This is a genomic window from Mesorhizobium sp. B2-5-7 (assembly GCF_006440875.1).
GTDB classification, from domain to species: Bacteria; Pseudomonadota; Alphaproteobacteria; order Rhizobiales; family Rhizobiaceae; genus Mesorhizobium; species Mesorhizobium australicum.
This window is the reverse complement of sequence record NZ_VFUO01000003.1, coordinates 408,451-425,021: the sequence shown is the minus strand read 5'-3', so window position 1 is coordinate 425,021 and position 16,571 is coordinate 408,451. Positions and strand designations below refer to the sequence as shown.

At 64.2% G+C, this 16,571-nt stretch carries 15 protein-coding genes; 5 read left to right on the top strand and 10 right to left on the bottom strand.

Annotated elements, in window-relative coordinates; genetic code table 11:
* Nucleotides 1–133 precede the first annotated feature (133 nt).
* The 3 genes from FJ543_RS15905 to FJ543_RS15895 are packed head-to-tail and all read left to right on the top strand — an operon-like array spanning nucleotide 134 to nucleotide 3,894.
* Nucleotides 134–1,612 carry a mannitol dehydrogenase family protein gene (locus tag FJ543_RS15905; RefSeq protein WP_140875873.1) on the top strand — a complete coding sequence of 493 codons (1,479 nt, stop codon included), beginning with the start codon at nucleotides 134–136 and terminating at the stop codon, nucleotides 1,610–1,612.
* 15 nt (nucleotides 1,613–1,627) lie between these two features.
* Nucleotides 1,628–2,311 carry an HAD-IA family hydrolase gene (locus tag FJ543_RS15900; RefSeq protein WP_015314485.1) on the top strand — a complete coding sequence of 228 codons (684 nt, stop codon included), beginning with the start codon at nucleotides 1,628–1,630 and terminating at the stop codon, nucleotides 2,309–2,311.
* A complete protein-coding gene (locus tag FJ543_RS15895) occupies nucleotides 2,308–3,894 on the top strand; it encodes an FGGY-family carbohydrate kinase (RefSeq protein WP_015314484.1) in 1,587 nt (528 codons plus the stop codon). The genes FJ543_RS15900 and FJ543_RS15895 overlap by 4 nt, the downstream gene beginning before the upstream one ends.
* 11 nt (nucleotides 3,895–3,905) lie before the next feature.
* On the opposite strand, the gene ugpC is transcribed toward FJ543_RS15895, so the two are convergent.
* The 6 genes from ugpC to FJ543_RS15865 form a co-directional block, all read right to left on the bottom strand.
* Nucleotides 3,906–4,991 carry a sn-glycerol-3-phosphate ABC transporter ATP-binding protein UgpC gene (gene ugpC / locus FJ543_RS15890; protein WP_140875871.1) on the bottom strand — a complete coding sequence of 362 codons (1,086 nt, stop codon included), beginning with the start codon at nucleotides 4,989–4,991 and terminating at the stop codon, nucleotides 3,906–3,908.
* Between the two features lie 2 nt (nucleotides 4,992–4,993).
* Entirely contained in the window at nucleotides 4,994–6,040 is a 1,047-nt protein-coding gene (locus tag FJ543_RS15885; RefSeq protein ID WP_015314482.1) for an NAD(P)-dependent alcohol dehydrogenase, read from the bottom strand.
* 15 nt (nucleotides 6,041–6,055) lie between these two features.
* Nucleotides 6,056–6,868: a carbohydrate ABC transporter permease gene (locus FJ543_RS15880; protein WP_015314481.1), complete on the bottom strand. Its 813-nt coding sequence runs from the start codon at nucleotides 6,866–6,868 to the stop codon at nucleotides 6,056–6,058.
* The gene (locus tag FJ543_RS15875) at nucleotides 6,865–7,731 is read right to left on the bottom strand and encodes a sugar ABC transporter permease (protein ID WP_015314480.1); all 867 of its coding nucleotides are present in this window, start codon (nucleotides 7,729–7,731) and stop codon (nucleotides 6,865–6,867) included. Before FJ543_RS15875 ends, FJ543_RS15880 begins: the two co-directional genes overlap by 4 nt.
* A 118-nt stretch (nucleotides 7,732–7,849) precedes the next feature.
* A complete protein-coding gene (locus FJ543_RS15870; RefSeq protein ID WP_140875869.1) occupies nucleotides 7,850–9,121 on the bottom strand; it encodes an extracellular solute-binding protein in 1,272 nt (423 codons plus the stop codon).
* Between the two features lie 242 nt (nucleotides 9,122–9,363).
* Nucleotides 9,364–10,281 carry an AraC family transcriptional regulator gene (locus FJ543_RS15865; RefSeq protein WP_140875867.1) on the bottom strand — a complete coding sequence of 306 codons (918 nt, stop codon included), beginning with the start codon at nucleotides 10,279–10,281 and terminating at the stop codon, nucleotides 9,364–9,366.
* Between the two features lie 241 nt (nucleotides 10,282–10,522).
* Between FJ543_RS15865 and FJ543_RS15860 the strand changes: the two genes are divergently transcribed.
* Both FJ543_RS15860 and FJ543_RS15855 read left to right on the top strand, forming a co-directional pair.
* Complete coding sequence (locus FJ543_RS15860; RefSeq protein ID WP_015314477.1) at nucleotides 10,523–11,926, top strand: MATE family efflux transporter; 1,404 nt, start codon at nucleotides 10,523–10,525, stop codon at nucleotides 11,924–11,926.
* 174 nt (nucleotides 11,927–12,100) lie between these two features.
* A complete protein-coding gene (locus FJ543_RS15855) occupies nucleotides 12,101–13,018 on the top strand; it encodes an NADP-dependent oxidoreductase (RefSeq protein ID WP_015314476.1) in 918 nt (305 codons plus the stop codon).
* A 148-nt stretch (nucleotides 13,019–13,166) separates the two neighbouring features.
* Here the strand turns inward: FJ543_RS15855 and FJ543_RS15850 are convergent, their stop codons facing one another.
* From FJ543_RS15850 to speB, 4 genes are all read right to left on the bottom strand, one after another.
* Nucleotides 13,167–13,814, bottom strand: coding sequence for an amino acid ABC transporter permease (locus tag FJ543_RS15850; RefSeq protein ID WP_015314475.1), 648 nt, complete (start codon nucleotides 13,812–13,814; stop codon nucleotides 13,167–13,169).
* Complete coding sequence (locus FJ543_RS15845) at nucleotides 13,811–14,467, bottom strand: amino acid ABC transporter permease (RefSeq protein ID WP_015314474.1); 657 nt, start codon at nucleotides 14,465–14,467, stop codon at nucleotides 13,811–13,813. Before FJ543_RS15845 ends, FJ543_RS15850 begins: the two co-directional genes overlap by 4 nt.
* A 6-nt stretch (nucleotides 14,468–14,473) precedes the next feature.
* On the bottom strand, nucleotides 14,474–15,271 hold the full coding sequence (locus FJ543_RS15840) for a transporter substrate-binding domain-containing protein (protein WP_140875865.1): 798 nt from the start codon (nucleotides 15,269–15,271) through the stop codon (nucleotides 14,474–14,476).
* Between the two features lie 74 nt (nucleotides 15,272–15,345).
* Nucleotides 15,346–16,407: an agmatinase gene (gene speB / locus FJ543_RS15835; RefSeq protein ID WP_140711757.1), complete on the bottom strand. Its 1,062-nt coding sequence runs from the start codon at nucleotides 16,405–16,407 to the stop codon at nucleotides 15,346–15,348.
* Nucleotides 16,408–16,571 lie beyond the last annotated feature (164 nt).

Here is a 16,571-nt window from a genome sequence, read left to right as displayed (position 1 = left end):
TCTTTCCTCCGGAGAAGGTGCCGCGGGGGCGGGTGAGGGGCCGCATGCTGGAACACCAGGTGCGGCCCCTCATCCTCGCCCTCCCGAAGGAGGCGAAACAGTCGGGCGGCAAATCGGCCAAAGGGTAAAGCAGATGACCGTGAAACTTTCTTCCTCGAGCCTCGTCAGGCTTCCGCCCAAGGTCGCAGGTCCGAACTATGACCGCTCGGCGCTGAAAGCCGGCATCGTGCATTTTGGTGTCGGCAATTTTCACCGCTCGCACCAGGCCGTCTATCTCGACGACCTGTTCGGTCAGGGCATCGGTCATGATTGGGCGCTTGTCGGCGCCGGCGTGTTCGATGGCGAGAAGATCGGCCGCGGCAAGCTTGAAGAGCAGGATTGGCTGACCACAGTGGTCGAGCAGGACGAGGGCCATATGAGCGCCCGCGTCACCGGTGCGATGATCGATTTCCTGATGCCGGGCGATGCCGCCGCCATCATCGATCGGCTGGCCGATCCGGCGATCAGGATCGTTTCGCTGACCATCACCGAAGGCGGCTATTTCATCGACCCGGCCTCCGGCGTCTTCAACCCGACCCATCCCGACATCGTCGCCGACGCGCAGCCGGGCGCCACACCGAAGACTGTGTTCGGCATTATCCTGGCCGGGCTGGTGCGACGCCGCGAGGATGGTATCGTGCCGTTCACCGTGATGTCCTGCGACAACATTCCCCACAACGGCCATGTCACGTCGGATGGTGTTATCGGCCTTGCCCGCCTGATCGACGAGGATCTGGCGAGCTGGGTCAGCGAGACGGTCGCCTTCCCGAACGCCATGGTCGACCGCATCACGCCGGCCACCAGCGACCGCGAGCGCAAGATCCTCGCCGACGATTTTGGCATCGAGGACAACTGGCCGGTGTTCTGCGAGCCGTTCCGGCAATGGGTGCTGGAAGACCATTTCACCGATGGCCGCCCGGCGCTGGAAAAGGTCGGCGTGCAGTTCGTCAAGGACGTCGCCCCTTATGAACTGATGAAGATCCGCATCCTCAATGGCGGCCACGCCACCATCGCCTATCCGGCCGGGCTGATGGACATCCACTTCGTGCATGAAGCGATGCAGGAGCCGCTGGTGCGCGGATTCCTCGACAAGCTCGAGCACGACGAGATCATCCCGACGGTGCCGCCGGTGCCGGACACGGTGCTGGAAGACTATTACCAGCTCATCGAGAAGCGCTTCTCCAATCCCAAGATCGGCGACACGGTGCGCCGGCTCTGCCTCGACGGGTCCAATCGCCAGCCGAAATTCATCATCCCGACCATCGCCGACCGGCTGAAGACCGGCAAAGGCGTTGCTGGACTGGCGCTGGAATCGGCCCTTTGGTGCCGCTACTGCTTCGGCGCGACGGACAGCGGCGCCGTCATCGAGCCCAACGACCCGAGCTGGGACCGGCTGAAGGCAACGGCAAAGGCGGCAAAGGACGCGCCCGCCGCGTGGCTTGCGATGGACGATATCTATGGCGACGTCGGCCGCGCCGCCGCCTTCGTCGAGGCCTTCGCCCACGCGCTCAACGTGCTCTGGGCCAATGGCACGCGCGCCACGCTGACGCGCTACCTCGCCGGCAAGCTCTGAGAGCCAGCCGGCATCATGACGCCTGAACTGGTCATCTTCGACTGCGACGGCGTGCTGGTCGATAGCGAGGCGCTCTCCGTCTCGGCGCTGCTCGGCATGATCGAACTTGCCGGCGGCAGTCTTGGCGAGGACGCTGCCTACGAGCATTTCCTCGGCAAGAGCATGAAAAGCGTGCGCGAGATCCTCAGCCGCGACTTCGGCCTGGAGATCACCGACCAGCATCTCACCGCCATGCGCGTCGACCTCATGCGAAAGTTCCGCGAGGAGCTGATGCCGATCCCCGGCGTCAAGGAGATGCTGCCGAAGCTCGGCCTGCCGTACTGCGTCGCCTCTTCCGGCACGCTAGAACGCATTCGTTACGCGCTCGACGTCACCGGTCTGCTGACGCTGATGGAGCCGCATCTGTTCAGCGCGGCCATGGTTGCCAAGGGAAAGCCGGCGCCCGACCTTTTCCTCCACGCCGCCGCCACCATGCGAGCCCATCCGCGCAGGTGTCTCGTCATCGAGGACAGCCCGGCCGGTGTCGCCGCCGCACGCGCGGCAGGCATGCGCGTCCTTGCCTTTACCGGCGGCGCGCACGCTGGCAATCCGGCATTGAAAGCGCGGCTTGCGTCGACCGAACCGGACTTTATATTCGCTGACATGCTGCAATTGCCCGATCTGATTGCAGGCCTGGGAGCGAGAGTTAGAGCATCTTGACGAAACAGTTTGTCTGCGCGGTCGATGTCGGCACCGGGAGCGCTCGCGCGGGCATTCTCGACGCCAGTGGCACCTTGCTCGGCCGTGCCGAGCGGCCGATCGCCATGAACCAGCCGAAGCCGGATCATGCCGAGCACGATTCGCGCGATATCTGGTCCGCCGTCTGCACCGCCGTGCGTGCCGCGCGGGAAAAGGCCGGCGTCGCCGCCGGGGATATCGCCGGCATCTCCTTCGATGCCACCTGTTCTCTGGTCGTGCGGGACAGGCAAGGCGGCCAGCTCAGTGTGTCGACCACCGGCGACAAGCGCTGGGACACCATTGTCTGGCTCGATCACCGCGCCATCGCCGAAGCCGACGAATGCACGGCGAGCGGCCACGAGGTGCTGAATTATATCGGCGGCGTCATGTCGCCCGAGATGGCGACGCCGAAGCTGATGTGGCTGAAGCGTAATCTACCGAAGACATGGAATGAAGCCGGCTACCTGTTCGACCTGGCCGATTTCCTGACCTGGCAGGCAACGGGCTCGCTGGCCCGCTCGCAATGCACACTGACAGCGAAATGGACTTATCTGGCGCACCAGGACAGCGCATGGCAGCGCGATTTCTTCGAACTCGTCGGCCTCGACGATCTTTTTGACCATGGCAATCTGCCCGAAAAGGCAAGCCCGGTTGGCGCCGATATCGGTCCGTTGACGGCGCAGGCAGCGGCGGAACTCGGCTTGACCGAAAACTGCCGCGTCGGCGCAGGCGTCATCGATGCCTATGCCGGGGCGCTTGGCGTGCTCGGCGGTTTTGCCGGCGACGACCAGAATATCGGCCGCCATCTGGCGCTGATCGCCGGCACGTCCTCCTGCGTCATGGCGATGTCGCCCGACCCGCAGCCTTTCGCCGGCGTCTGGGGCCCTTACTACGGCGCCGCGCTGCCGAAGCTGTGGCTATCGGAAGGCGGCCAGTCGGCGACCGGGGCGCTGCTCGACCACATCATCCGCTGGCACGGCGCCGGCGGCGAGCCGAACGCGGCCATGCATGCCAGGATTGCCGGGCGCGTCGCCGAACTGCGCGCCGCCGAGGGCGAGAACCTTGCCGCGCGGCTGCATGTGCTGCCGGATTTCCACGGCAACCGCTCGCCGCTGGCCGACCCGCACGCCGTCGGCGTCGTCAGCGGTTTGACGCTGGATTCGTCGTTCGACAGCCTGTGCAAGCTCTACTGGCGCACCGCCGTCGGCATCGCGCTCGGCGTGCGCCATGTGCTGGAGGCGCTGAATGAGAACGGCTACCTGATCGACACGCTGCACGTCACCGGCGGCCACACCAAGAACCCGCTCTTGATGGAGCTCTATGCCGACGCCACCGGCTGTACGGTGGTCGAGCCGCTGGCCGACGAGGCGGTTCTGCTCGGCACCGGCATGGTGGCGGCGACCGCTGCCGGGCTGTTCCCCGATCTCAACGCCGCCTGCCTTGCCATGCAGCAGGGCGGCAAGGCACGCGCCGCCAACCCGGCGGCCGGCGCCCGCTTCGATCGCGACTACCGCATTTTCCTGGAAATGCACCGGCAGCGGCAGGTGCTCGACGCCATCCGGTAGGTTTTGTCGCTCTACTGCTTGCGCAGGGACGCGCCCGATGTCGCGTCGAACAGGTGGATCGCTTCCTCCTCGAACGTATAGCGGACGGGCGCATGCAGCACCGGGCATTCGCGTGCCGGAACCAGTGCGCTGAGCTCCTTGCCGCCGGAGCCGAAGGTCACCAGCGCGTCATTGCCATGGAATTCGATGAGATCGGCGGTGCCTTGCAATATGCCGGCGGCGCCGGCGCCGGCCGTCTTCAGGTCCGGCGGGCGGATGCCCAGCACGGCGCGATCGCCCGGCTGGACATGAAAACCCGCCCCGTCCATCGAAAGCACCGTTCCGGCGCCGGTCAGCGTCCAGCCGTTGCCGGCTCGGGCGACCGTCACATCGACAAAATTCATGTTCGGCGTGCCGATGAAGCCGGCCACGAAAATATTGCCCGGCCGCCGGTAGATTTCCGCCGGCGAGCCGATCTGCTCGATGACGCCGTCCTTGAGCAGCACGATTCGGTCGGCGAGCGTCATCGCCTCCAGCTGGTCATGGGTGACATAGACGGTGGTGGTCTTCAACGACTGGTGCAGCCGCGCGATCTCGACGCGCATATGGTTGCGCAATTTGGCGTCGAGATTGGACAACGGCTCGTCGAACAGGAACACCTTGGGCGTCTTGATCATGGCCCGGGCGATCGCCACGCGCTGCTGCTGGCCGCCGGAAAGTTCGGCCGGTTTGCGGCCGAGATAGGGGTCGAGCCCCAGCGTCCCCGACACCGCTTCGACCCGCTTGCGGATCTCGGCCGCCGGCACCTTCTGGCGCCGCAGCCCGAAGGCGATGTTGTCGAAGATCGTCATGTGCGGATAGAGCGCGTAGTTCTGGAACACCATGGCGATGCCGCGATCCCCCGGATCGAGGTCGTTGACCACCTTGCCGCCGATCGAGACCTCGCCGCCGCTGATGTCCTCCAACCCCGCCAGCATCCTGAGCAAGGTCGACTTGCCGCAGCCGGACGGGCCTAGGAACACGACGAATTCGTGCTCTTCAATGCTGAGGTTGAGATCGCGGATGACCGTGGTGGAGCCATAGGCCTTGTCGACGTGGGAGCAAACGATCGCGGACATGGTCAGCCCTTTTCGCCTGTAAGCAGGATCTGCAGCTTGACGTCCTGCGGGTTGCCTTCGGCGGCCCGTTCGAACGCCTTGATGCTGTCGGCGAAATCATAGGTGCCGGTGATCAGCGGCTTGAGGTCGACCTTGCCGGAGGCGATGAGCTGCAGGGCGCGGTCGAAAATGTTGGCATAGCGGAACACCGTCTCGATGCGCACTTCCTTCGAGATCGCCGCCGGTACGTTGAGGGCCACCGGCTCCACCGGCAGCCCGACCAACACCGCCGCGCCACCTGGCCGCACGACATCGAACAGGTCGGCGAAGGCCTTGGGGCTGCCGCTCGCCTCGAAGACGATGTCGGCGCCCCAATTGTCGGTGGCCGCCGCGACGACGTCGACCAGCGACTGTTCGCCGATATTGACCGGCACGATGCCGGCATATTGCGCGGCGATCGTCAGCTTGGGCGCGGAAAAATCGGAAATCAGCACTTTCGAACAGCCGCCGGCAAGGGCAGCAAGCGCGATCATGATGCCGATCGGGCCGCAGCCGACGACGACGGCGACATCGCCTGGAACGATGCGGGCACGACTAGCCGCCTGCATGCCGATGGCGAAGGGCTCGACCATGGCGCCCTCGGCGAAGGAGACATTGTCGGGCAGCCTGTAGGTGAAAGCCGCCGGGTGCACGGCATAGGGAGCAAGGATGCCATGCACCGGCGGCGTCGCCCAGAAAGTGACGTCCGGGTCGACATTGTAGATGCCGAGTTTTGTCGCGCGCGACGACAGGTTCGGCACGCCGGGCTCCATGCAGACGCGGTCGCCGACTTTCAAACTCCTGACATTGACGCCGACCTCGACGATTGTGCCGGCGGCCTCGTGGCCGAGCACCATCGGCGCCCGCACGACATAGCTGCCGATGGCGCCATGGGTGTAATAGTGCACGTCGCTGCCGCAGACGCCGACCGTGTGGATGGCGATCCTGACGTCGTCGGGTCCGACATCGAGCGGCAACGCGATCTCGCGCAGCGACAGTTCGCCTTTTTTTTCAAGTACCAAAGCCCGCATCGGGTCGTCCTCACTTCAAGTCTTTTTTTGCCGGAAAACGGAATTCAGGAAACCGCTGAGCACGCCGAGGAAAAGCAGCGGCGGCAGCGACAGGAGCACGACCGAGGCGTTCAAAATCCCCCACGGCACATTCATGCCTTGCTGAGAGAGTTCGGAGGCGACGATCGGCAAGGTCTTGGCATTGGAACTCGACAGCATCAGCGCGATCAGGAACTCGTTCCAGACCAGCACGAAGCTGAAGGCAATCGCGCCGATCAGCGAACGGGCAGCCACGGGCAGCGCGATCCGCCAGAACACCGCGTAAGCGCCGTAACCGTCAACGAAGGCGGCTTCCTCGACTTCCTTCGGCACGGCCTGGAAGGCTGGAATGGCCAGCCACATGATCACCGAGATGGTCAGCAGGGAGTAGGTGACGATCAAAGCCGGCAAAGTGTCGTAGAGGCCGAGTTGCAACCAGATCACCATCAGCGGGATCGCCACCGCCACCGGCGGCAGGAAACGCAGCGACAGCACGAAGAACTGGATGTCGCCGGCCCAGCGGTTGGGATAGCGCGCCACCGCGTAGGCCGCGGGCAGGCCAAGCACGACGCCGATCAGCACGGCCGAGCCGCAGGCGATGACCGAATTGTAGAGGCCGGTGATGACGCTGTCGCGGCCAAGGATATAGCTGATATTGGCAAGCGTCGGCGTGAACACGAGGCGGGGAACGCGGGTGATGATGTCGACGCTGTTCTTCAGCGAATTGAGCGCCGTCCACAGCAGCGGGAATACCGCGAGGAAGCCGGCGAAGGCCAGGACGGCCTTGGCGATGATGCGGCCGGGCCTCATGCCTGCACCCGCTTCCACAGCATCGTGAAGGTGATGACGGTGGCGATCATCATCAGCACGGCCATCGCCGAGGCGTAGGAGACCTTGCCGGACTCGATGAAGCCTTGCGAGAAGGCGTACATGTCGAGCGTTTCGGTTGCCACGCCCGGCCCGCCGCGGGTCATCACATAGATCAGGTCGAAGGAGCGCAGCGACTCGATCATCTTGACGAACATCAGGCTGATCAGCGGCGCCTTCAGCATCGGCAAGGTGACGTAGGCGTGGATCTGCCAGCGCCGGGCGTGGTCGAGTCGGGCCGCCTCGATCGGCTGCGGCGGCAACGTCTCCAGCAGCTTGAGCACGATGACGGCGAAGAATAGGCCCCACTGCCAGACATCGACCGAGGCGACGGCGAACAGCGCCGTCGAAGGCTTGGACAGCGGATCAAAGATCAGCCCGCCGGTGAGCAGCCGGTAGGGGTAGGTGGCGATGCCGTAGAGTGGATGATAGGCGAACTTCCAGACGAAGGCCGCCGAGACGCGCGGCAGCAGCACCGGGATGATGAACAGCAGGCAGTAGAGATTGCGCAGGCGCGGCGAGGCGGCCTCGAACATCAGCACGCCGAGCCCGATCGCCACCACCATCGTTGCCACGACGGTGACCACCTCCCACTTCACTGACACCCAGACGGCGTTGAGGAAGCGGCGGTCGGAGAATAGATCCAAAAAGTTCGAGAACCAGACCCAGGAATAGGCCGTCGAGCTCAGCTCGCGGTTCTGCAGGGCGATGATGATCGCGTAAAGCGTCGGCACCATCGACAGGATCAGCAGAATGACCAGCGTCGGCACGACAAAGGTGACCGGCAGGGATGAACGTCGAGGCATTGGTCTCAGGCCTTGCTGTGTCTCTGATATCTGGACATGACGGGCAGGCCCTCCTGCGACGCACAGGTTCCGGCGGTCCCGAGACTGCCGCGAACCGCGCGCCGCAAGAGGGAGGGACCTACTTCTTCACCAGCTCATTGGCATAGGCCTCGAGCTCGTTGAGGCTGCCCTTGACGTCGGTGCGCGTGCCGGCAATCAATTCCTCGAGGATGATGCCCCAGCGGTCGCCGAGATCCGGCCAGCGTGGATCCTGCCAGAAGTTCACCGCCGTCACCTTGCCTGTTTCGGCAAGCGCCTGGCCGAGATCGGCGCCGTAGATGTCGGCGAACTCCTTGCTGGCCAGGATGCTGGTGCGGTTCAGCTCACCGAACTGGTGGGCGTCGAGCCGGCGCTTCTCGTTTTCCTTCGACGTTGCCCAGGCGATGAACAGGCCGGCGCATTTCTTCGAAGCGTCGTCGGCATTGGCCTTCGCCGCGATGGCGAGGCCATGGCCGTAACCGCCGCCGGGAAGTGGCGAGGGCGGCGGCAGGAAGCCGATCTTGCCGACCACTTGCGAGGTTTTCGGATCGACCGCCATGCCCGAAAGCGGCGTCGATTCGACCAGGATCGCGACCTGGCCCGACAGGAAGGCGCCGGTCGATTCGTCCCAGCTGCCGGTCTGCGTGCCGGGTGCCGAATCCTTGAACAGCTTCAGATAGGTCTCGGTTGCCTTGACCGCGGCCTCCGAATTGAAGGCCGGCTTGTCGCCGTCGAACCACTTGCCGCCATAGGCCTTGAAGAACGGCATCCAGCGCCAGACATTTGCGCCCGACCCGCGGGCGCCGCGCAACGCGATGCCATACATGCCCTTGTCGGCATTGGTCAGCTTCGGCACGTCGGCGATCAGCTCGTCCAGCGTCTTGGGCGGCTGGATGCCGGCGGCCTCCAGCACGTCCTTGCGGTAGACCATCAGGTCGCCGCCGCCGGTCAGCGGCGCGAACCAGACCTTGCCGTCATAGGTCGCGACCTTCTGGCGGCCTGGGTCGAAGTCGGCATAGTCGTAGTCGGCCGGATAAAAATCGGTCAGCGGCACGATCCACTTCGACGAGGCGAAAAGCGCCACATTCGCTTCATCGACATAGTAGACGTTGTAGTTGCCGACGGTGGACGCGTCCGCGCGCGACTTGGCGCGGCGATCGTTCTCGTTGAGATAATCGATCTTGAAGCTCGCGCCGGAGAGCTTCTCGAACTCGGCCTTTGAGTCCTCCAGAAGCGTCACGCCGTCGCGTGGCTGCGCCAGCACCTTGACCGGTGCCGAACAGACCGGCGCCTGCGCCAGGGCTAGGGTTGAAACGGTAGCGGAAAGCACGAAAACTGCGCCAAGGCTGGCAGCGAGCCGAACTGGTCTCATGATCTTTTTCTCCTCCAGGAATACGTCGCAGGAAACGCAGGTCCTCGGGTTGCGCGATCCTCACCATCGCCCGAACGACATGCCACCCATCGCCAAAATGCGCAGTTGTGAGGGGTCAAGCTAGAAGCCCCGTTGCAGCAGACCTGTACTTTTATGCATTGTGCAGCGCAAAAAACGGCACCCACATAGGGGACGCGTCACACGAGTATCGATCTGGTCCAAAATGGTGATTCAGGATGCGCTTATGCGCGCATCGCCAGACGCTGCCGCGACAGCTTGCGATAGGATGACGGCGTCATCTTGTGCTTGCGCAGGAACGCGCGGTTGAAGTTGGATATGTTCATGTAGCCGACCTGGAAACAGATGTCGGTGATCGGCACATCGGTATCAGCCAGGAGCTTGCACGCCTGCCACAGCCTGAGCTTGGCAAGATGGTCGCTGAAGGAATTGCCGGTGTTCTTCTGGAAGAACCGCGAGAAGGTGCTTTCGCTCATGCCGGCCAGCTCGGCCACGTCAGGCAGCTTCAGATCCTCCGCGAAATGCTGGAACAGATAGGTCAGCGTGCGCTGGATGATGTCGAGCGAGGCGGCATCGAGAACCGGCTGGAAGTTCGGTGATGACAACAGCTCATACTCATCGGTCCGGGCCAGCAGGTCGACCAGTTCGAGGAACAGGCAGAACCGGGCCAGCCCATGCACCGTACCCATCCGCTCCATCAGCGCGGCGCCTTCAAGCGCGGTCCCGCCGTGGAAGACCATGCCGCGCAGCGACCGTTCCAGGAACGGCTCCAGTTCGCGCAATTCCGGCAGCATGTCAGCCGATCCTCGCAGCCGCTCGGCATCGAATTGCAGCACGATGTCGCGACCCTCGATCAACTCGCCTGGCTGCTCCGCGGTGACCCAGTCATGCGGCAGGCCACCACCGACGATGGTGAGGTAGCCCGGCCCGAACTCGCCAATATGGTCGCCGACCAGGACCACGCCGGAGGATTTCCGCAGCAGGTGGATCTCGTATTCCGGATGGAAGTTCCAGACGTTGCGCTCCCAGGGATAGTCGTCCAGCCGCCACAGGAAACTGTCGCTCGCCTCGGTGACGATATGCTCGAAGGAAGGCGCCGTGCGCGGGATCGCCGCCGTGTTCTTTCTGCGTCTGAACGCCATCCTGCCTCCCATATTCGCCCGCCGCCGACGTTTTAATCCGGAGCAGTCCGGGCCGGCAAGGGAACGAGGCGACGCCTCCCGGCAATGGCGCTGGCTCAATCTGTTCTCGCGCCCCTCCCTTGCCTTCATGTCGCATTTCGTTCAAGAGACGGCGCAAACGCCGCGAAACCGAAGGTTTTGCCGTTTGCAATGCGGCTTCCGGCTCTTTGCCGACGCGCCGCAACCTTGAAAGAGCAGGACAATGTCCGCGATCGAAGCCGGCGCTCGCGCGCCGGAAAATCTTTGGCGTCAGGAAATCAGGGCGACGCTGGCGCTGGCCTGGCCGATGGTGCTGACCAATCTCGGCCAGACGGCGATGACCGCCACCGACGTCATGATGATGGGCCGCCTCGGCGCGGACACGCTGGCCAGCGGCGCGCTCGGCGCCAACCTGTATTTCATGCCGCTGATCTTCGGCCTCGGCCTGATGCTGGCGACCTCGCCGATGATCGCGACCGAGCTTGGCCGCCGCCGCTATTCCGTACGTGACCTGCGCCGCACCGTGCGCCAGGGCCTGTGGTTGGCGATCCTGATCTCGGTCCCGATCTGGCTCGTGCTGTGGCACGGCGAGGCCATCCTGCTGGCCATGGGCCAAGAGCCGGCGCTGGCGCGCCAGGCCGGCATTTACCTGCGCTGGCTGGAGTGGGCGGTGCTGCCCTTCTACGGCTACATCGTGCTGCGCTCGTTCATCTCGGCGCTGGAGCGGCCGGGCTGGGCGCTGGTCATCGTCTTCGTCGCCGTGGCCTTCAACGTGTTCGCCAACTGGGTGTTCATGTTCGGCAATCTCGGTGTTCCGGCCATGGGCATCGCCGGCTCGGGCCTTGCGACCTCGCTGTCCTCAACGCTGATGTTCGCCGGCATGGCTGTCGTGGTGATGTGGGAGAAAAAATTCCGGCGCTATCACCTGTTCGGCCGCTTCTGGCGATCCGACTGGCCGCGCTTCAAGGGCCTGCTGCGGCTCGGTCTGCCGATCGCCGGCATCCTTGCCTTCGAGGTGACGATCTTCAATGCCGCCGCCCTGCTGATGGGCCTGATCGACGCGGATTCGCTGGCCGCGCACGCCATCGCCATCCAGATCGCCTCGATTTCCTTCATGGTGCCGCTCGGCCTCAACCAAGCGGTGACGGTGCGGGTCGGGCTTGCCCATGGCGCCGGCAATCCCGAAGGTGTGTCGCGTGCCGGCTGGACCGCCTTCGTCATCGGCGTTTCCTTCATGGCGCTGATGGGGCTGGTGATGGTGCTTTGGCCGCATCTCCTGATCAGCGCCTTCATCGACCTTGGCAATCCCGCCAATGCCAGGGTGATCGCGCTAGCCGGTTCGTTCCTGGTTTTCGCTGCCCTGTTCCAGGTCTTCGACGGCGCGCAGGCGGTTGCCGCCGGCATGCTGCGCGGCCTGCACGACACCAAGGTCCCGATGATCTATGCCGCGATCGGCTATTGGGGTGTCGGCCTGCCGCTCGGCGTGCTGCTCGCCTTCCATTTCGCCTTCCACGGCGTCGGCATCTGGATCGGCCTGTCTTCGGGGCTGGCCGTGGTAGCAGCGCTGCTTCTGGCCCGCTGGCTGCGCCGCGACCGCATCGTGCCGTCAGGCGCGTTCGGACATTGAACCCGGTGGCCGGTTGCCAGCCTTCCGGCATGTCCTAACATTGCCGCCCATTAAAACGACGCCTTCAGACCGGACCACGGACGCCCGCTAAGAGAAGGCCCTGGCATAAGATATTGAACGGTTCCCAAGCGGCAAACGTTTCCACCAAGAGACAAATGACCGAGGAGAATTATCATGAAGGCAATTGTGGTGACGGACCAGGCTGCGGGAACGGCCGGGATGAAGCTGGTGGAGCGGCCTGAGCCGCAGCCAGCGATAAACGATGTCGTCGTTCAGGTTCATGCTTCGGGATTCGTCCCGACCGAGCTGGCATGGCCCTCGACCTGGACCGACCGCCGCGGCCTTGACCGAACACCGTCGATCCTTGGGCACGAGCTGGCCGGAGTTGTCATCGCACTCGGGTACGGCACAACGGGACTGTCGGTAGGTCAGAGAGTATTCGGCCTCGCCGACTGGCATCGCGACGGCACGCTCGCGGAGTATGTAGCCATGGAAGCACGCAACCTCGCGCCGCTGCCGGGCGACGTCGACTTCACGGTGGGCGCAAGCCTGCCGATCTCGGGTCTCACCGCGTGGCAGGGACTCTTCCAGCATGGCCGCCTTCAGGCGGGGCAGAGCGTCCTCGCGCACGGTGCGGCCGGCGCGGTCGGGTCGATGGTGACGCAACTTGCACGAGAGGCGGGCGCCTACGTCATCGGCACCGGACGCGCCGCCGACCGTCAGACGGTGCTCGACTTTGGCGCGAATGAGTTCGTCGACCTCGAAAACGACGCCCTCGAAGACGTGGGCGAAGTCGCTCTCGTGTTCGATGTGATCGGCGGGGAAATCGGGAAGCGGTCCGCCGGCCTGATTCGAGCCGGAGGAACACTGGTGTCCGTCGTCGGATCGACAGAGGCGCGGCCTGCCGACGGCCTGGCGGTTGACTTCGTTGTCGAGTCCGATCGTGCCCAGCTGAGCGAGATCGTCCAGCGGGTGCGGGACGGACGACTGCGGACGAACATCGGCAACGTTTCGACCCTCAACGATGCCGTCGCCGCCTTCAACCCTACCGGGCGACGCACTGGGAAGACGATCATCCGCGTTCGTCCGTGAGGATTTGGAAACGGCGAGGGGCAAGGGTCCTCTTCGGTCGAAAGCTGAGCATCCAACAGATCAAATGACCTTCAAGAGGCGTTCGAACGCCAGGCACCGGGAGTTTGCGGCCGCCGTCGATGTTGGCCAGCGCAACACGCCGTCGGACTCAGCGCACCGGAGCCCGCTTCTCGAGCCGTCGCGCATACTGCGTCAGCGGGAAGCATAGGGCGAAGAAGATCAGCGCCACCAGCCCATAGACCTTGAACGGCTCGAAGGTGGCGTTGTTGATGGCGTTGGAGGTTCGCACCAGCTCCTCGAAGCCGATGATCGAGGTCAGCGCGGTTGACTTGATCAGCTGCACCAGGAAACCGACCGTCGGCGCGCGGGTGATCGCAAACGCCTGCGGCAGGATGATCAGCCTGAGCTCCTGCAGATAGTGAAGGCCGAGGCTGGCGCCGGCATCCCATTGGCCTAATGGCAGCGCATCGACGCCGGAGCGCCAGATTTCGGCCAGATAGGCGCTGGCGAAGAAGGTGAGGCCGAGCACCGCCGCCGTCCACGGCTCGATGCGCAGGCCAAGCATCGGCAGGCCGAAGAACATCAGGAACAGCTGCATCAAGAGCGGCGTCCCCTGGAACAAGGCGATGTAGCCGGAGGCAACGCGCCGGCTCCACTTGTTTTTGGCGATCCTCAGGAACAGCACCGCCATTCCGACCACCGCGCCGCCGACGAACGCGGCCAGCGACAAAAGCACCGTCCAGCGCGCGGCAAGCAGAAGGTTGCGCACAATGTCCCAGAGGGTGAATTCGATCATGACACGCCAGCTCCGAGCGCGCGGCGGCCGCCTGCAACCAGCAGCCGCCGCAAGGCCATCGACATCAAGAGATAGACCAGCGTGACGACGAAATACGTCTCGAAAGAACGGAAAGTGCGCGCCTGCAGCATGTCGGCCTCATAGGTCAGCTCGCGCACCGCGATCTGCGACACCACGGCTGATTCCAGCATCATGATGACGATCTGGCTGGTCAGCGCGGGATAGATGATCTTGAGCGCCTGCGGCAGCACGATCTTGATGAACACCTGGCGCGGCCTCAGCCCAAGCGCCAGGGCCGCTTCTGTCTGCCCGTGCGGCACCGCGTCAAGGCCGGCGCCGACGATCTCGATCGTGTAGGCGGCCATGTTGAGCGTCATCGCCAGCATGGCGGCCAGGATCGGATCGAGCCTGATGCCGAGGCTAGGCAGGCCGAAGAAGATGAAGAACAGCTGCACCAGGAACGGCGTGTTGCGCATCACCTCGACATACCAGCCGATGGCCCGGCGCAGCAGCGCGGGGCCGCTTCGCCGCCCGGCGGCACCGAGGATGCTGAGCAGCGTGCCCGCAAGCGTGGTGACGGCGATCAAAAGGATCGTCGTCGCCGCGCCGTGCGCGATGTCGGCCACGGCACCTGGAAGCCAGCCGAAGGCCACGGCAACTCAATCCTTGAGGTTGTCGGGATTGAGCGGCGTCTTCAGCCAGGCCTTCGAGCTTTCGTCAAGCTTGCCGTCGGCCAGCATCTTGGCAATGGCGTCGTTGACCGCCTTCTTGAGGGCATCCTCATGCTTGTTGAGGCCGATATGCGAAGGCGAGGTCAGAAGCTGAAACTTCTGCTCCGGCTTCAGCGCATCCTGCTTGGCCAGCACCTGCGCGCCGACATCGTTGCCGACGACCATCAATTGGGTCTGGCCTGAGATGAAGGCCTGGATCACTGAATTGTAGTTGTCGAAACGCTTGATGTCCGCCGAGGCCGGTGCTGCTTCGGTGAGCGAGGTGTCTTCCAGCGTGCCGCGATTGACGGCGATCGACTTGCCGCCGAGATCTTCCTTGCCTTTGACTGGCATTGCCGCCGGACCGATCACCGCGATGTAATAGGGCGCGTAGGCAGCGGCGAAGTCGATGACCTGCTCGCGCTCTTTCGAGTAGCCGACGCTCATCAGGATGTCGACGCGATGGTCGTTCAAATAGGGGATGCGGTTCTGGCCGGTGACGGCAACGGTGTTGAGCTTCACCTTGAGCGTGTCGGCGATGTACTGCGCCACATCCATGTCATAGCCCTTGAGGCTCATGTCGGCGCTGGCCGAGGAGAAAGGCGGGAAGTCGGCGAAGACGCCGACATTGATGGTGCCGGCCTTGGTGATGTCGGCCAGCGCGTCGGCATTGGCGGCTTGCGTGGCGAAGCCGGCTAACCCCACGAGCAGAACGGCGGCGATGGATGTTTTGCGGTGGATTGTCATTGTCATTCCCCTTCTGGAAGCTTTTGATTGTTTGGGTCGGCCGCCGGCTCCAGTGCGGCGGCCGCCTTTCTCTGTCAGGCCCCCTTGCCTGATACTGCCGGGCTGAACACCATCAGGCTCAGGATCTCGAACAGCACCTGCGCGCCGGCGTGCGCCGTGTTGGTGGTGGCGTCATATTGCGGCGCCACCTCGACGACATCTCCACCGACAATGTTGAGACCCTTGAGGCCGCGCAGCAGTTCGAGCACTTCGCGCGTCGTCAGCCCGCCGACTTCCGGCGTGCCGGTGCCCGGTGCGAAGGCGGGATCGACGCTGTCGATGTCGAAGGACACATAGGTCGGGCCGTCACCGACTATTCTGCGCGCCTTCTCGATGATGGCGGGAATGCCGAGACCGGTCACTTCCTCGGCATGGACCACGGTCATCCCGGACTCGTAGGTGAATTCCCACAGATATTCGGCCGAGCCGCGGATGCCGATCTGGATGGTGCGCGTCGGATCGAGCACGCCGTCCAGCACCGCGTTGCGGAACGGACCCCCATGGTGGAATTTGGTCAGGTCGAACAGGCCGCTGGTGTCGCAATGGGCGTCGATGTGGATCAGGCCGACCGGCGCCTTCTTGCCGACCGCCTTCAGGATCGGGTGGGTGATCGAATGGTCGCCGCCGACCGACAACGGGATGACCCCGGCGTCGACGATCTGGTTGATGCGCCGCTCGATATCCTCGTGGCTGGTCTCCAGCCGGTAGCGGCTCTGGAACGGAACGTCGCCGATGTCGGCGACCCTGAGTTCATGCGTCGGCGCGCATTCCAGCACATGATTGTAGGGGCCGATGCGCTCGATCGCCCGCAAGGCGCGCGGCCCGAAGCGCGAGCCCGGCCGGTTGGTGACGCCGAGATCCATCGGCACGCCTGTTATCGCCACCTGCAGGTCGCCGAAGTCCGGATTGTCCGCTGCGATTTCGCGGTAGGGCGCGGCAAGGAAGGTCGGGATGCCGGAATAGGGCGCCAGCCGCGTGCCGCTCTTGGAAAAGATCTTGTCGGCGACCTTGCGGAATTTCGGGTCGAACATCTCGCCGCCATGGCTCTCGCCATATTTGCGACGCAGCGCATCGAGCTTGCCGCGATCATATCCCATATCCGCTCCTCCTCGGCTGATGCAGTGGTGCCGGCGGTGACCTCGGGCGAACCGACCGTCATCCGGCCGGGCCGTTGTCCGGCTGGCAGTCTGCAGATTTCACGTCTTGATGTTGTTCCGGATCAAAGTGTCCGGCAGCCGCTTTGAAAAAGCAATTGATATTG

Bases quoted from the DNA above. Each gene is read 5' to 3' on its own strand.
- FJ543_RS15905 (WP_140875873.1), top strand. From the start codon at position 134: ATGACCGTGAAACTTTCTTCCTCGAGCCTCGTCAGGCTTCCGCCCAAG.
- FJ543_RS15900 (WP_015314485.1), top strand. From the start codon at position 1,628: ATGACGCCTGAACTGGTCATCTTCGACTGCGACGGCGTGCTGGTCGAT.
- ugpC (WP_140875871.1), bottom strand. From the start codon at position 4,991: ATGTCCGCGATCGTTTGCTCCCACGTCGACAAGGCCTATGGCTCCACC.
- FJ543_RS15885 (WP_015314482.1), bottom strand. From the start codon at position 6,040: ATGCGGGCTTTGGTACTTGAAAAAAAAGGCGAACTGTCGCTGCGCGAG.
- FJ543_RS15880 (WP_015314481.1), bottom strand. From the start codon at position 6,868: ATGAGGCCCGGCCGCATCATCGCCAAGGCCGTCCTGGCCTTCGCCGGC.
- FJ543_RS15875 (WP_015314480.1), bottom strand. From the start codon at position 7,731: ATGCCTCGACGTTCATCCCTGCCGGTCACCTTTGTCGTGCCGACGCTG.
- FJ543_RS15870 (WP_140875869.1), bottom strand. From the start codon at position 9,121: ATGAGACCAGTTCGGCTCGCTGCCAGCCTTGGCGCAGTTTTCGTGCTT.
- FJ543_RS15865 (WP_140875867.1), bottom strand. From the start codon at position 10,281: ATGGCGTTCAGACGCAGAAAGAACACGGCGGCGATCCCGCGCACGGCG.
- FJ543_RS15860 (WP_015314477.1), top strand. From the start codon at position 10,523: ATGTCCGCGATCGAAGCCGGCGCTCGCGCGCCGGAAAATCTTTGGCGT.
- FJ543_RS15855 (WP_015314476.1), top strand. From the start codon at position 12,101: ATGAAGGCAATTGTGGTGACGGACCAGGCTGCGGGAACGGCCGGGATG.
- FJ543_RS15850 (WP_015314475.1), bottom strand. From the start codon at position 13,814: ATGATCGAATTCACCCTCTGGGACATTGTGCGCAACCTTCTGCTTGCC.
- FJ543_RS15840 (WP_140875865.1), bottom strand. From the start codon at position 15,271: ATGACAATCCACCGCAAAACATCCATCGCCGCCGTTCTGCTCGTGGGG.
- speB (WP_140711757.1), bottom strand. From the start codon at position 16,407: ATGGGATATGATCGCGGCAAGCTCGATGCGCTGCGTCGCAAATATGGC.